The 13370-nt window shown below is 66.1% G+C and carries 11 protein-coding genes and 2 pseudogenes; 3 read left to right on the top strand and 10 right to left on the bottom strand.

All coding sequences use genetic code 11. From position 1 onward, the window contains the following. Nucleotides 1-91: 91 nt before the first annotated feature. Nucleotides 92-184: pseudogene (locus ACX12D_RS33890) on the top strand (hypothetical protein); the annotation flags it as partial. A gap of 543 nt (nt 185-727) precedes the next feature. Here the strand turns inward: ACX12D_RS33890 and ACX12D_RS33885 are convergent. From ACX12D_RS33885 to ACX12D_RS33875, 3 genes and pseudogenes are all read right to left on the bottom strand, one after another. Then, nucleotides 728-1629 (bottom strand): annotated as a pseudogene (locus ACX12D_RS33885) (HlyD family efflux transporter periplasmic adaptor subunit). After that, nucleotides 1626-1889, bottom strand: coding sequence for a hypothetical protein (locus ACX12D_RS33880; protein WP_006163265.1), 264 nt, complete (start codon nt 1887-1889; stop codon nt 1626-1628). The pseudogene ACX12D_RS33885 and the gene ACX12D_RS33880 overlap by 4 nt, the downstream one beginning before the upstream one ends. 166 nt (nt 1890-2055) lie before the next feature. Beyond that, nucleotides 2056-2607 (bottom strand): RNA polymerase factor sigma-70, encoded by a 552-nt coding sequence (locus ACX12D_RS33875; protein ID WP_006163264.1) that lies wholly within the window; start codon nt 2605-2607, stop codon nt 2056-2058. A 303-nt stretch (nt 2608-2910) separates the two neighbouring features. Between ACX12D_RS33875 and ACX12D_RS33870 the strand changes: the two genes are divergently transcribed. Next, the gene (locus ACX12D_RS33870) at nt 2911-3621 is read left to right on the top strand and encodes a 4'-phosphopantetheinyl transferase family protein (RefSeq protein ID WP_459377045.1); all 711 of its coding nucleotides are present in this window, start codon (nt 2911-2913) and stop codon (nt 3619-3621) included. Here the strand turns inward: ACX12D_RS33870 and ACX12D_RS33865 are convergent. The 4 genes from ACX12D_RS33865 to ACX12D_RS33850 form a co-directional block, all read right to left on the bottom strand. Further along, nucleotides 3585-4955, bottom strand: a complete 1371-nt coding sequence (locus tag ACX12D_RS33865) for a lysine N(6)-hydroxylase/L-ornithine N(5)-oxygenase family protein (RefSeq protein WP_459377044.1) — start codon at nt 4953-4955, stop codon at nt 3585-3587. The two genes, ACX12D_RS33870 and ACX12D_RS33865, sit on opposite strands and share 37 nt — an antisense overlap. Before the next feature lie 68 nt (nt 4956-5023). Further along, complete coding sequence (locus tag ACX12D_RS33860) at nt 5024-6091, bottom strand: GNAT family N-acetyltransferase (protein ID WP_459377043.1); 1068 nt, start codon at nt 6089-6091, stop codon at nt 5024-5026. Nucleotides 6092-6186: 95 nt separating this feature from the next. Continuing rightward, complete coding sequence (locus ACX12D_RS33855; protein WP_459377042.1) at nt 6187-7185, bottom strand: alpha/beta hydrolase; 999 nt, start codon at nt 7183-7185, stop codon at nt 6187-6189. Between the two features lie 27 nt (nt 7186-7212). Next, complete coding sequence (locus ACX12D_RS33850) at nt 7213-8871, bottom strand: cyclic peptide export ABC transporter (RefSeq protein WP_459377041.1); 1659 nt, start codon at nt 8869-8871, stop codon at nt 7213-7215. Between the two features lie 173 nt (nt 8872-9044). Here ACX12D_RS33850 and fhuF point away from each other — a divergent pair, with 173 nt between their 5' ends. Beyond that, a complete protein-coding gene (fhuF, locus tag ACX12D_RS33845) occupies nt 9045-9827 on the top strand; it encodes a siderophore-iron reductase FhuF (RefSeq protein ID WP_459377040.1) in 783 nt (260 codons plus the stop codon). Here fhuF and ACX12D_RS33840 read toward each other — a convergent pair. From ACX12D_RS33840 to ACX12D_RS33830, 3 genes are read right to left on the bottom strand one after another with little or no spacing between them, the layout of a single operon-like run. Beyond that, complete coding sequence (locus tag ACX12D_RS33840; protein ID WP_459377039.1) at nt 9769-9963, bottom strand: hypothetical protein; 195 nt, start codon at nt 9961-9963, stop codon at nt 9769-9771. The genes fhuF and ACX12D_RS33840 overlap by 59 nt on opposite strands. Next, entirely contained in the window at nt 9960-11120 is a 1161-nt protein-coding gene (locus tag ACX12D_RS33835) for a PepSY-associated TM helix domain-containing protein (protein ID WP_459377038.1), read from the bottom strand. Before ACX12D_RS33835 ends, ACX12D_RS33840 begins: the two co-directional genes overlap by 4 nt. A 56-nt stretch (nt 11121-11176) precedes the next feature. Continuing rightward, nucleotides 11177-13324: a TonB-dependent siderophore receptor gene (locus ACX12D_RS33830; protein ID WP_459377036.1), complete on the bottom strand. Its 2148-nt coding sequence runs from the start codon at nt 13322-13324 to the stop codon at nt 11177-11179. Between the last annotated feature and the right edge of the window lie 46 nt (nt 13325-13370).

The raw sequence follows: 13370 nt of genomic DNA, 5'->3' as shown, positions 1-13370 counted from the left end.
CAGATCGACAGAAACAGTAAGCGCGTGAGGACGTCCTTGAGATACGCGCAGGGGTCATGCTCGGCAGATCGTCGTTTCTCCGTCGCTGCAGTTGGAGGCGGAGTATGGTAGCGGCTTCAGCGCCAAGAGTTCGCGGCATATGCTGCGCTTCGCCGAGGCTTTTCCGAGCGAGGACATTGTCTACGCACTGAGTAGACAATTGAGTTGGAGCCACCTCTCCAGCCTGATTTACATAGACGACCACGACGTTGGCACCGATGGGAATCGCGACCATCAGCCACGCATAGAGCCGCCCGCGCGTGGCCAGTTCATCGGCGTGCACGAGGCCCAGTTCGTCGAGACCGAAGCCGATGATCATGGCGACAATGACGCCAATGGGTCGCAGCATGCTGGCGGACGTCAGGAACGGCAGGCCGGCGGACAGCACCGCCATGCACGCAACGCGCAGCATCGGGCTGTCGAGCGTGAAATCGGCCAGCCCGATCACCAGGCCGATGATCAGGCTGACGAGAAACAGCGCCGCCACGCTCATCACGATGCTCGTGGTGCGGTCGGCGTGGTTGATAAAGAAGATGACGTAGGTGGATATGGCCGCTTCGGGCGTGCCGTAGATCGCGCAGATCAGGGCGGTGAGCGTGCTGGCCACCGCGATGCTCGTGGTGCGGTCGTGCGGCCCGGGAAGGGGGCCAGCAAGGCGCGCAGGTCCCCCAGCCGGAGCCGGAATCCATCAGCGGCAGGACGCGCTATGCCGAACCTCGACGATTGCGCTCGCACCCACGCGCGCCAGCGTCTCCGGCGGAGCTTCCAGCTTGATCCGCACCGGGAAGCGGCGCGCCACCCGCACCCAGTTCACGGATGCCTGGACATACGGCAGCGAGCGCGGCAGGTTGATCTTGTCGGTATCGGTGATGCCTACGCCGATGCTTTCCACCTTCCCCGGCACGACCTGTCGGTGATCGATCATCGAATAGACGGTCGCGCAGTCGCCCGGATGGATATTCGCGAGCTGCGTTTCGCGGAAGTTCGCCACGGCGAACCACTCGCCGGTGTGGACGAGCACGAAGAGCGACTGGTTGGGCAGCACGACTTCGCCAGACAGCATGCTCAGGCCGGTCACCCGGCCCTCGTGCGGGGCGCGGACCACGGTGTCCTCCAGCGCGCGGGGGCGATGGCCAGCGCCGCTTCGCGGACATGGACGGTGGCGATGGCGTCGTCGTCGTTGCCCACGGCCTGCGCCGTCGTGGAGCGCTGGAGTTGCGCCTGTTTCAGCGTGACCGCCGCGTCCCGCTTGGCCACTTCGGCCTGGTCGAGCTGCTGCTTCGGCACATAGCCATCGGCGGCCAACGGCCGCAACCGTTCTACCGTCCGCGCGGTCAGTGCGTAGTTCTGCTCGGCGCGCGCGATCTGTTCGGATGCCACGGACACCGTGCCACGCTCCGTGCCGATGGTGCGTCGCCGCGTGCCCAGCATCGCGCGGGCGAGGTCCGCATCGAGCGAGGCGTCGTCCGAAGCGGGATAGCGGACGGTGCGTTCGTAAGCGTAGACCGACAGGAGGACGGCGAGCAGGACGATGAGGAGGACGATCAGCTTTCCGCGCAGCGGTCCGCGGCGGACACCGGCCATTTTCATAGGATGTGCCCCGTACCGAGGAGCCAGACGATCTCGGCGATCATCAGGCCGATTGCCGTGTTGACGAGCAGCGGGAAACCGAGAATATCCGCCCAGCCCGTGGCGATGAGGATGCGCCAGGCAACGATGGCGCCCGCGATGCCAATCACGGCGCTCAGCAGCCAGAGCGGGAAATAGGCTCCAAACAGGCCTATGGACGGGGCGCCGGCACAACCAGACAGCGAAGCGGCCAACGCGACGAGCGCAAGCGAGCGTGCCATGGAATCGGGGGGCGGAATCGGTTCACGCAATATAGCAGTGCCGATTCCGGATTGTCCACGGGGGCTCGGTGGATTGGCAACGCGGTGGCTTCGGTCAGCCTTGCCAGCGGGGGGCAGGCCGTGATACCGGCGTGGCGGCGATTCGAGGCGGTCTTGGGTGCGCCAGTCAGATGGCCTGCTGGCGGGTCAATCGGGCACGGCAATGGATGCAGGCATCGCGCACCATGAAGTTCACGAGCGTCGGCGAGACGCCGAGTTCCGAAGCAATATCCTTCTGCGCCATGCCCTGCACGCGGCACATCTCGAACGCGCGTTGCGTGCGCTCCGGCAGTTCGGCCAGCGCGCCCATCAGCGCGCACAGCGCCTGGCGATCCCGGACGATGATGTCGGGCAGCGTGGCCGGGGAGGGCGCGTTGACGCCTTCGTCCTCCGGCGCCATCCATTTCTGTTCCAGCGACTGCCGTCGGTACGTGTCGATCGCCAGGTTTCTAACGATCTGGAACAGGTAGCTGAGACGGCTGCGGATCGACGGCTCGTCCGTCATGGTGCGCAAGCGCAGGAAGGCGTCCTGCACCACGTCTTCGGCCTGATCGCGAGAACCCACGATGCGGGCCGCGGCACCCACCAGCGCACGTCGATTTGCCACGAAAAGCCCCAACAGCGTGTCCGCGCCAAGGGCGGGCGTCAGACTGGTGCCAATTTCGGTTAAGGGAATCACGGGGGCGGCTCCTTGAATTGGTGCAGTGCGGAGCAGGTACGTTAATAAGAATGAGAATGATAGTCAATTAATAAAAAAGTAACCCTGTTGTTAGTAAAGATGAGATTGCTATCCCGATTTCGGGATGTGAAAGCCATTAAATTTCGCCTTTGCTCACTCGTCCAGGCTGCGGTTGATACGCCTTGGCAGTCACGTGACGCATCGGCTGGCCCATCTAAATAGATACGCTCGCCGTTCGTCATGGTCTTAATGGAGATTCGATTCGCCCCGGGCGCGCCGCCCCTCACATCTCTTCCCAGTCCGATGCCGAGCGTCGCGCTGTGGCAGTTGCATCTCGACGGGAAAAGCGCCTCAAGGGGCATATTGATCGAGTGCCTGAACGCCGAAGAGCAAGCCCATGCGGCGAATCTTCGGCTGCAATCCGACCGACTGCGCTACGCCGCCACCCGCGCCGCACTGCGCGCGCTGTTGGGGCGGAGGCTTGACCTGCCTGCCGATTCCCTGCGCTTTGAAACCGGCCCGCACGGCAAGCCATGGCTAGATATTTCGGCGGCCCCGGGATTCAACGTGTCGCATGCGGGAGATTTCGCGTGGATCGCCCTGGCGGAGGGCGGCGGGGAGGTGGGGGTCGATATTGAATGGATCGACCCCGGACTAGGGCAGGACTCGCTGCGCGAGATGGCGGCGCACTGCCTGACCGCGCGGGAGCGCGACTGGCTCGAAACCATGCCGGCGGCGGCATGGCCCGAGGCGTTTCACCTGCTATGGACCGCCAAGGAAGCCTTGCTGAAGGCGCTGGGGCTGGGGATTGCCGACCACCTGCAGCACGTTTCGGTGGCCGTCGATACGAAAAAAGGCGATGTGGGCGACGCGCACGGCGCGCGCTGGCTCACCGTCCGCCCAGAATCCGGCCAGCTCGCTGCCCATGCGGCAGCGCTGGCGCGGACCCGGCTCTATCGGCTGGACGCGCCTCCGGGCTATGCCGCGGCAATGGCCTGGCTGCCACCCTTCTGAACCGTAGACGGGGCCCAGCAACGATCGCGATTCGCGCTCAATGCATCGTGGATCGCCCCGGCGATTTCCTCGGCGCGCACGGGCAGCACGGACAGCAGCGTATCGCTCAGACCATGGCTGCTCTGGCAGAAGCCCTGGAGGTACACGGGCACGGCCAGCTCCGGCGCCGCCTGCACGCGATAGTTGCGATCCACCGAAAAGTCTCCGAGATAGCGCGCCAGCGGCTCCAGCAGGCGACGATGGCTTTCGCGCTCGTAGCCGGTGGCCAGCACCACGGCGTCATAGCGGCGCGTCTCGGAATCGGCATTGATACCCGCGCCGGGCGCCGTCGTGGCGACCGTCAGCTCGATCCCATTCGCACCGCCATGGGCGGCCCGCACGGCCTTGCACGTCAGCAGGTTCGCGCGGAACTGGCCGCTGACCTTCTGGCGATACAGCATCGCGTAGATCTGCTCGATCAGGTCGGCGTCGATCACCGAGTAGTTCGTGTTCAGGTACGCCTCGATCAGCCGGTCACGGCCAGCCTGGGCCTGCTCGAACACCACGTCGGTATAGGCCGGCGCGAAGATCTCGTTGACGAACGGGCTGTCGTCAGCGGGTTTCAGCGCCGCGCCGCGCACCATCCAGTCCACCTTTACCGACGGATAGTTGTCGTGAAGGTCGATGAACGCTTCGGCAGCGCTCTGGCCGGCGCCGATCACGGCAATCCGCATCGGCTTGCCGCCCACGCAGGGCTGGTTGCGGATCCAGTTCAGATAGCCGCTATGGTGCGTGACCCGGCTGTCATCGCGCATGCCGCGGAACGCTTCCGGAATGCGCGGTGTGCCGCCGGTCGACAGCACGATGGAACGTGCCACGCGGGTGCGTTCGCGCCCCTGCGCATCGCGCGAGATCACGCGCACGCGGTCGATCCTGCCACCATCCATCTCGGGCTCGATCGTCTGCACCTCTTCGCCCAGGCTGCATTGCCCCGCGAAGTGGCTCGCGGCCCAGCGCAGATAGTCGTTGTACTCCATGCGGCTCGGATAGAACGTGCGCAGGTTGATGAAGTCCACCAGTCGCCCGTGGCGATGCAGGTAGTTCACGAAGCTGTACGGACTGGTCGGGTTGCGCATCGACACGAGGTCTTTCAGGAACGAGATCTGCATCTCGCTCTGCGAAACCAGCGTGTTGCCGTGCCACTGGTAGTTCTGCTGCTTTTCCAGGAAGTGCGCGTCGAGCGGCCGGCCGGAAGCCGCCTGCTCCTGAAGCGCGATAGCCAGGGCCAGGTTCGATGGCCCGAAGCCGATGCCGACCAGATCGTGGACGGCGGGAGAGATGTCGCGGAGCGTCATGTTTCGGTCCTTGCTGAGCAATCGGGAAAGAGGGAAGAGGGCGCACGCGCGCCCCGTTGGCAGAGGAATCAGTTGCGTGGCGTGGCTGGCGCCGTGGTGTCCGGCAAGAGCAGGTGTTCGCCGAAGAACCGCTCGCGCAGCAGCATCACGAGCATCGCGCGCTTGTGCGGGAAGTCGAACTCCTTGATCTTCGAAAAGCCCGCCTTGTCGAGGTTGGCGATCTGGCGCACGTGGTCGGCGCGCGGCTCGCCGACGATGCGCTGCGTGCGCGGATCGTCCAGGAACTGGTAGTGCTGGATGGCCGGGAACCACGCCGTCAGGAACGCCTTGCCCCGGAACGCCGGTTCGCCAATCAGCACGTGCCAGCCGCGATCGTGATCGTGCGCATCGTAGAACGGCGCGATGCGGTTTTCCTTGGCCCAGTACACCTCGAAATAGCCGAAGGGCGTGTCGTCGAACGACGCGATCAACGGCAGCATATGCGGATCGTCGATCAGCCCTTGCAGATAGGCGCGATGCTTGGCCTCGTCGCCTTCCTCGTTCCAGAAGTAGGCGACATCCGGATCGTTCATCCAGCGATGCAGCAGCGGCAGATCCCGCTCCAGTTCAGCGGCGCGCAGCATCAGCGTCTTGTCGAGCCACGGGATATGGCGCGCGTAGACCACGCCATCCGGCTTGCCCGGCCGCAGCGGATGGCGCTTGCCATCGGTCATCGCATAGCGCAGCGGGAACGGCCCTTCGGACGCCGCCATGTACAACTCGGGGCGTTGCCAAAGCAGGCTGGCGTGCGCAGTACCCGCGATACCGCCACGCGCGTCACCGGGCTCGCGCAGCAGCGCGCCGATCTGGTGAAGACGATTCTGTGCGCCGCGCGATTCGATATCGACGCGCAGCGCGTACGGCGCGCCGTTGGCGAAAGCGGCATCCAGCGCGACCATCGTCGCATGGGCCAGTTCGTGGTCATCGGCGTGGCTGTCGTGCAGGCGCAGCGCGTCGCCAGCGAACTGGAAACTGGCAAGGGGCTGGCCGTCCCTCGTCACCGTCAGGCGCGAACCGTCGTAGCGGCTCTCGCGGCGCAACGTGGGCTGCGCCGCGAACGACAGGTGGCGCGAAAAATGAGCAAGCGTTGTCGGCATATGGATCTTCGTGTCTGGCATGGCATTCGTTGGACGGTGCATGACGTCTGCCGTCATGCCTATCGAGACGATGCGCGGCGTGGAGAATTTAGCGCTCAGGCGGCGCGTTCCAACGGCACCGCCGTTGCATCGCGCGTTTGGAAGGCGCGGGCCAGTGCACCGGCAATTTCCACGCGGGCCTCGCCGGCGTCGGCGACGATATTGCCCATGCGCAGGAACTCGTGAACCATGCCCGCGTATTCACGCACGACGACCGGCACGCCGGCATCGGCGAGCTTTCGCGCATAGGCGTGGCCCTCGTCGCAGAGCGGATCGCATTCGGCCAGCACGATCAGCGCGGGCGCCACGCCGCGATGGTCCTCGGCACGCAATGGCGCAAAGCGCCAGTCGCGACGGTCCGCCTCGTCGCGCAGGTACTGGCTGTAGAACCACTCGATCGTGTCCGTATCGAGCAGATACCCTTCGCCGTACTGCCGATGCGAAGCGGTGTCGGTGGTGCCGCCAAGGCCCGCATAGCAAAGCACCTGAAAGCATGGCCGGGGCAGGGCGGGTTCGTCGCGCGCCGCCAGGGCAAGCATGGCGCTGAGGGTTCCGCCCGCGCTGTCGCCGCCCACGGCGATCCGGGAGGCGTCCAGACCCAGTGATGCGGCATGCCTGCCCAGCCATGCCAGCGCATCGATGGCGTCATATGCCGCAGTTGGAAACTTGCACTCCGGCGCCAGCCGGTACGCCACAGACACCACGGCGCAAGGCGTGGCTGCGGCGATCGCCGTGCATAGGGACGCATGGGAATCGAGACTGCCGACCGTGAAACCGCCGCTATGGAAATGCAGCAGGACCGGCAGCGCATCCCCGTCTCCTTGTCGATCGGGCGCGTAGAGCCGGGCGTCGATGTCGGACCCGTCTCGCGTGGCAATACGCAGCGCTTCGACGCGGCCCACGGGTTCGGGCGGCAAGTCGAGCGCCGTGGACGCGTCATCGAACTCGCGCCGCGCCTGCGCGGGCGTCAGTTGATGAATCACCGGGCGTTTTCCGGTTGCGGTGGCGATTTCCACCATGTCGAGCAGCGCTTCGAGGTCGGGATGCAGGGGCATGGAATTCTCCGTAGACGTTGCCGCGCGTCAGGCAGCGGTGGCCGTGGCCAGCGTGGCCGTGTCGCTCTGCGCCCCGCGATGCGCCTGCACGGTGTCGCTGACGATCTGGCCGTTCTCGATCTTCACAACGCGGTCGGCCAGGTCGAAGTAGCGGTCATCGTGCGAGATCACGAGCACCGCCTTGCCCTGCGCGCGCAGTTCCGGCAGCACTTCGCGATAGAACACGTCCTTGAAGAGCGGGTCCTGGTCGGCGGCCCATTCGTCGAGGATCATCACCGGGCGACGCTCCAGGCACGCGACGATCAGCGCCAGTCGTTTGCGCTGGCCTTGCGACAGCGACTGCGTGGTGAAGCGACCGTCGCGCACGGTGACCTTGTGGCCCAACTGGAAGCGCTGGATCAGGCGATTGGCCAGCGCGTCGTCCTGCGGATCGTGCGCAAGCAGCGTGTCGAACAGGTGGAAATCGGAGAACACGGCGGAGAACTGCGCTCGATAGTCGGCGAGATGCGCGGGGTCGGCCGCCTCGCCGTTATGGCGAAGTTCGCCGGCCAGCGGTGGATACAAGCCAGCCATCAGCTTGGCCAGCGTGGTCTTGCCGCTGCCGTTGCCGCCCACCAGGAACACGATTTCACCGGCATGGAGCGCAAGATCGACCGGCCCCAGCGCAAAGAAGCTGTTTTCGCCTTCGTGGAAGTAGCGATGGCTGGCGGCATCCAGCGACACGCTGGCAAAGCGGGAGACTGCTCGGTCGCGGGGCGGAGCCTCGGGCGCGGCATCGGCGCCCAGCGCCTCGATGCGCGCGTATGCCACACGCCCCATGCTCAGCGCCGGCAGCGCATTGAGCAGCGATTCCAGCGGCGACATGATGTACAGGAACATGATCGTGAAGCCAGTCATCACGGCCGGGTCCAGCGGCGTTGCGCGCGGCGCGAAGAGCACGCCGCCGATCACCGCGAAGAACAGGAAGCTGCCGAAGCCCAGCGCCACAAAGAAGATCGACAGGCCACGCGTGCGTGCGGTGCGCACGGCATCGAGCGTCACGCCCAGGCTGTCGCGAATGAAACTGCGCTGCTTGTCGTGATTGAGCTTGAGTTCGCGCGCGCCCGACACCAGCGACTTGAAATGGCCGTGCAGCGCATCCTGTGCGATACCGGCCTGCTTCAGGTGCACCAGCGCGCGGCGGTGGTTCCAGTGATAGAACCACGAGCCGACACCGAGAATCGCGCAGGCGATGGCGAACGTCGGCAGCGACAGCCACGCCAGATAGCCAAGGCAGCCGAGCACAACCATCGAGTTGGTCAGCACCACCGGAATCACGGACAGGCCGTTGGCCACGTGCGTGCTGTCATCGGCCAGCGCCGCTTGCACCCGCGCATTGCCGGTCTGCTCGATATGCGGGTAGGGCGCGCCAATGAAGCGCTCGCAGATCTGCGCACGGATACGCGCCAGCGCGCTCTGGCTGACGCGCACGAACAGCGTCGACGCCAGCGTGCGGCACGCCAGCACGGCGATCGCCAGCGCCGCGAACGGCAGTGCCAGTGGCGGCGCGTCCGCGCCTTGCGTGGCCAGCACGCGGTTGATGAGCGCCACCATGCTGACGGCGCACAGGCCAGCGGCCAGGCTGGCCGCGGCGGCCAGGACGATGGTAAGCCGCAGCTTGCGCGGCAGGGAGGCAATAAGCGACATGCTGGCTAGATCCGGGATCGGCATTGCCTGGATGACGTGCGGCGCGCGGGGAAAATTAGGGGCCGTCATGCAGGCCCATCGTCATGGAGCCACCTCCCTAATTTCCATCGCAGGCTATTCGTCATCCGTCAGGCAGGCCGGCATCTCGCCATAGCCGACGCAACACGTACCGCATGATCGACTTTCTCGCCCCATTCTTCGCCGGGCCCTTGCGGCCTTATGCCGAACGACTCGCGCTGGCCGGTGCGGCGGGGTCGGAACCATCGGGGGTGATGGCACGCGGTGCCAGTCTGGATGCCGGCTGGGCCGCCGAATGCCTGGCGCGTGCGTCCCGTGCGAGCGATTGCGAGGACCTGCGGGCGCTCGCTGCGGCGTGGTTCCGCGACTACACGATGGCGGTGCTACCAGGAGCGCTTGTCGCGGCCACGCTGCATCGGCGCGGTCTGACGTTCGACGCTGATGCGGTGGTCTGGTGTGGCGCAGCCAATGGCTGGCTGGCGATGCTGGTACTGCCGGACGGCGGCGAGGCGTCCGGCGCCACGCTTGCCGCGTTGCTGTCACCGCTGGTCAACGCCCATCTGCCGCGCGTGGTGGCGGCGTTTTCCGTAGCCGCCCGGGTATCCCAGCGTTTGCTCTGGTGTACGGGTGGCGTGGCCGCCGCGGGCATCGCGCGGCAACTGGCCGCGCATCCGGTGCTGACGCCCGCGCAGCGCGCGGAAGTGCTGGCATGGATCGACGCACCCGTGTCCATCGACGGCTTCGCCAACCCGTTCCATGGCGCATTCCGACCTGGCGCGGAACCGGGCCAGCCGGGCGTGGCGCCCGTGCGACGCATCTGCTGCCTGAACTACCGCCTGCCGGGCGAGGGCCATTGCGGCACATGCCCGCGCACGGCGCCTACGCCTTCGCGGACGCCGTCCGCACGCGCCAATGTCGCCATAGCCAGTACGCCGTGACGGCAACGGGCACACCCAGGCCGATCCAGCACAGGGCGTCCCACGCGCCATCGCCGAAAATGCCGGCCGCCAGACCCGCGAAGGACAGCACGCCAAGCAGCACCGGCATCGGCCAGGTATCGTCGATCAGCTTCATGCCTGGTCTCCCGACAGTTGCGGCGGCAGCGTTGCAGTGGCGTCCTCGCGGCTGCGCCGTGGTCGCTTGAGCCAGAAAATGAAACCCGTCACCGTGGCGCCCGCCGTGATGACCGTCAGTAGCGCCCACAGGATCTGCAGCGGCCGGCCCGCATAGTCGCCGAAGTGGAACGGCGCCGACAGCAGCAGTACCTGCAGATACCACGGCATGCCGCGCACGGCGGCCACGCTGCCGTCGCCCGCATCGACAAGCACGATCGCGTAGACGCGCTTCTGCAGCTCCGTGTGGCCGCGCAGCACCACGCCGTAGTGGCGTCCGGTGGAAAACTCGGTATTCGGATAGAAGACGAAGGCCGGGTCCTTCCCCGGTACCTCCTTGTGCGCCTGCTCCAGCGCGCGATCCACCGGCACGAACGATGCGGGCGTCGGCCCCGGCAGCGTCGCGATCAGGTGCTGCAGCTCGGTCTTCTGCCAGACCCCGATGATCAGCGGGGAAAACGACAGGAACGTCCCCGTCAGCCCGACCACCAGTGCCCACACCATCACGACGATGCCGAACAGGTTGTGCAGGTCCGCCTGCACGATGCGCACCGGTTTGCCGAAGCGGATCAGGCCAAAAGCCAGCTTGCGCATGAACGGCCCGTAGACGACGAGCCCGCTCATCAGGCTCAGCGCGAACAACACGCCGACAAAGCCGATGAAGAACTGCCCCGGCAGGCCAAGGAACAGGTTCAGGTGCAGCTTGAGGATGAAGCCGCTGAAGGTTTCGCCCGGCGGCCCCGGCTTGCGCGTGGCGCCCGTGGCAGCGTCGAACTGGACCGTCGTGCCATTGCGCAGCTGCGGCTCGCCAACGGGTCCCACGCGCACGCCAACGGCGTCGGCATCGTCGTCCGCAAACGAAATCGACTTGGTAATCTGGCCCGGATGCGCGGCCTGGGCCGCGTCGACCAGCGTCTGCAACGCGGGCCGCTGTGCCGGCACGGCAACGGTGCGCTCGGCAGCCACCGCGCCATGATGTTCCTGGCCGAGCAGCGCGTCGATGTCCTCGTGGAAGATCAGCAACAGGCCGGTGACGCACAGCGCCAGCAGATTCAATGTGCAGAGCAGGCTGGTCCAGCGATGGATCGCGTACCAGAAGCGCAGCGTGGGGGCTTTCATGTTCTTGGACTCCTGCAAGGCAACGCCGCCCGGACGGAAGGGCGGCGTCTTGCTGCTTACCAGCGGTAGGTGGCCGTACCGATGACGGTGCGGCGGCGACCGTAGTAGCAGTTCGTGGCGCTGTCGCACCCGGCCACATACGTCTTGTCGAACAGGTTGTTGACGTTCAGACGCAGCGTGTAGTGCTTGGCGAAGGAGTAGCTCGCGGCCAGATCGAACAGCGTGTACGCCGGCACGGTCGTCACGTTCGTCTGGTCATACGACTTGCCCATGTACCGCACGCCACCGCCTAGCCAGACGCCCCGCAGGAAGCCGCTCGACAGGCGGTAATCCGCCCACAGCGAGGCCATGTGCCGCGGGATGTACTGCGGCGTCTTGCCTGCGTTCGGCGCGTTCGGGCCCGCCTGCGTGACTTCGGCATCCGTGTACGTGTACGACGCCAGGATGTTGAAGCTGTTCGTGACGGCCCACGTGCCTTCCAGCTCCACACCGCGCGAGCGCACTTCGCCGAGCTGCGAGACCTGGGTGGGCACCGGCGACGTCGTCAGCACGTTCTGCTGCGTCAGGTTGAACAGCGACAGTTGCGCGAAGCTGCGCGTACCCTTCGGCTGCCACTTCAGGCCGGCCTCGTACTGCTTGCCGGTGGTGGGCTTCGGCGTGCCGCCGCCGTACAGCACGGTGGTGGCCGTCGGCTCGAACGAGGTCGAGTAGGCAAAGTACGGCGACAGGCCATACGGGCCTTCCCACAGCAGGCCGGCGCGGCCGGTGAACTTGCCGTCGTCGGTGCCGGAGTGCGTCACGACGTTGGTGGCCAGCGTGCGGGCGTCGGCATCGACCTTCGCCTTGTCGTAGCGGCCGGCCAGTTGCACCACCCAGCGGTCCGCCACGCGCAGCATGTCCTGCAGGTAGAAGCCCACCTGGCTGCGCACCGTGGTGGTGTCGCTCTGGTACGCCGGCGCCACGAAGTTGCCGTACACCGGGTTGAATATGTCGATAGGCGGTTGCTGCGTCGGCAGGCTGCCGGTCTGGCCCAGCAGGCGACCGAACGTGGACCGCGTGTAGTCGATCCCGGTGAGGATCGTGTGCTCGAAGATGCCGTGCTTGACCTTGATCTGCGCCTGATTGTCGACAGTGAACAGGTTGTACGACTCGTTCGACCTCAGGCCGATGCGGCGCAGCAGGTACGGGCCATTCGCCGGATTCGATACGAGACCGCCATTGCCGTTGATGTCCTCGTAGCTGGTGTACATGTGGCTGTAGCGCAGGTTCTGGCGCAGCGTCACCGTGTCATTCAGGCGATGCGAGAACTCGTAGCCCACCATGTACTGCTCGCGCTTGAAGCGCTCGAAGGACGGTTCGCCCGGGAAGAAGTCGGTCGGGATCTTGGACCCGTTCGCCAACGGCGTGATCGTACCCACGGCCGGCAGGAAGCCGGCGCTGTTGCCGGCGTTGTCGTGATAGATCTGCGAGTACAGCGTGAAGCTGGTGGCGTCGGTGGGGCGCCACGTGACCTGCGGCGAAATGAACAGGCGGTCGTCGCCGGCGTGGTTCGTCTGCGTCCCGCTATCGCGCGCCAGCGCGGTCAGGCGGTAGAGCACCTTGCCGTCCTTGTCGAGCGCGCCCGTGAAATCGCCCGAGATCTCGCGGCGATCGTAGTTGCCGAAACTCAGGTTGATCTCGTTCGACGATTCCGCCTGCGGCCGCTTGCTGACCTGGTTGATCAGGCCGCCCGGCGCGGTCTGGCCGTAGAGCACCGACGAGGGCCCGCGCACGATGTCGACGCGCTCCAGGCTGTACGGCTCCAGGTCCCAGTAGGCATAGCCGCCGGACCAGGGCATCTTCAGCCCATCCCAGTACTGGCCGTTCTGGGCGGCGTTGAAGCCGCGGATGTAGTACGTGCCGCGCCGCGTATCGACGATCGGCTCGGTGCGCACGCCGGCGCTGTAGCGCAGGGCTTCTTCCACGCGCTGGGCGCCCTGGGCACGGATCTGGTCCGACGTGACCACGCTGATCGACTGCGGCGTGTCCTCGATGGGCACGTCCGTCTTGGTGGCCGATACCGACTTCTTGCCCACCGGGCCGTAGTTTTCGGCGACCGTATCGGCGCGCACGCTGACGGCCGGCAACTGGACTTCGCCGCCGCTGGCGGAGGCAGGCGTGGCGTCGTTCGTCTGCGCGTACGCCGTCTGGATCGTGACAGCCATGGCCAGCGCGGTCAGCGCGAATGGTTGCCGATTCGCCCAAGCCTGA

Source organism: Cupriavidus sp. PET2-C1 (genome assembly GCF_054515855.1).
The sequence above is the reverse complement of the archived record's forward strand: the minus strand, read 5'-3'. Positions and strand labels throughout refer to the sequence as shown.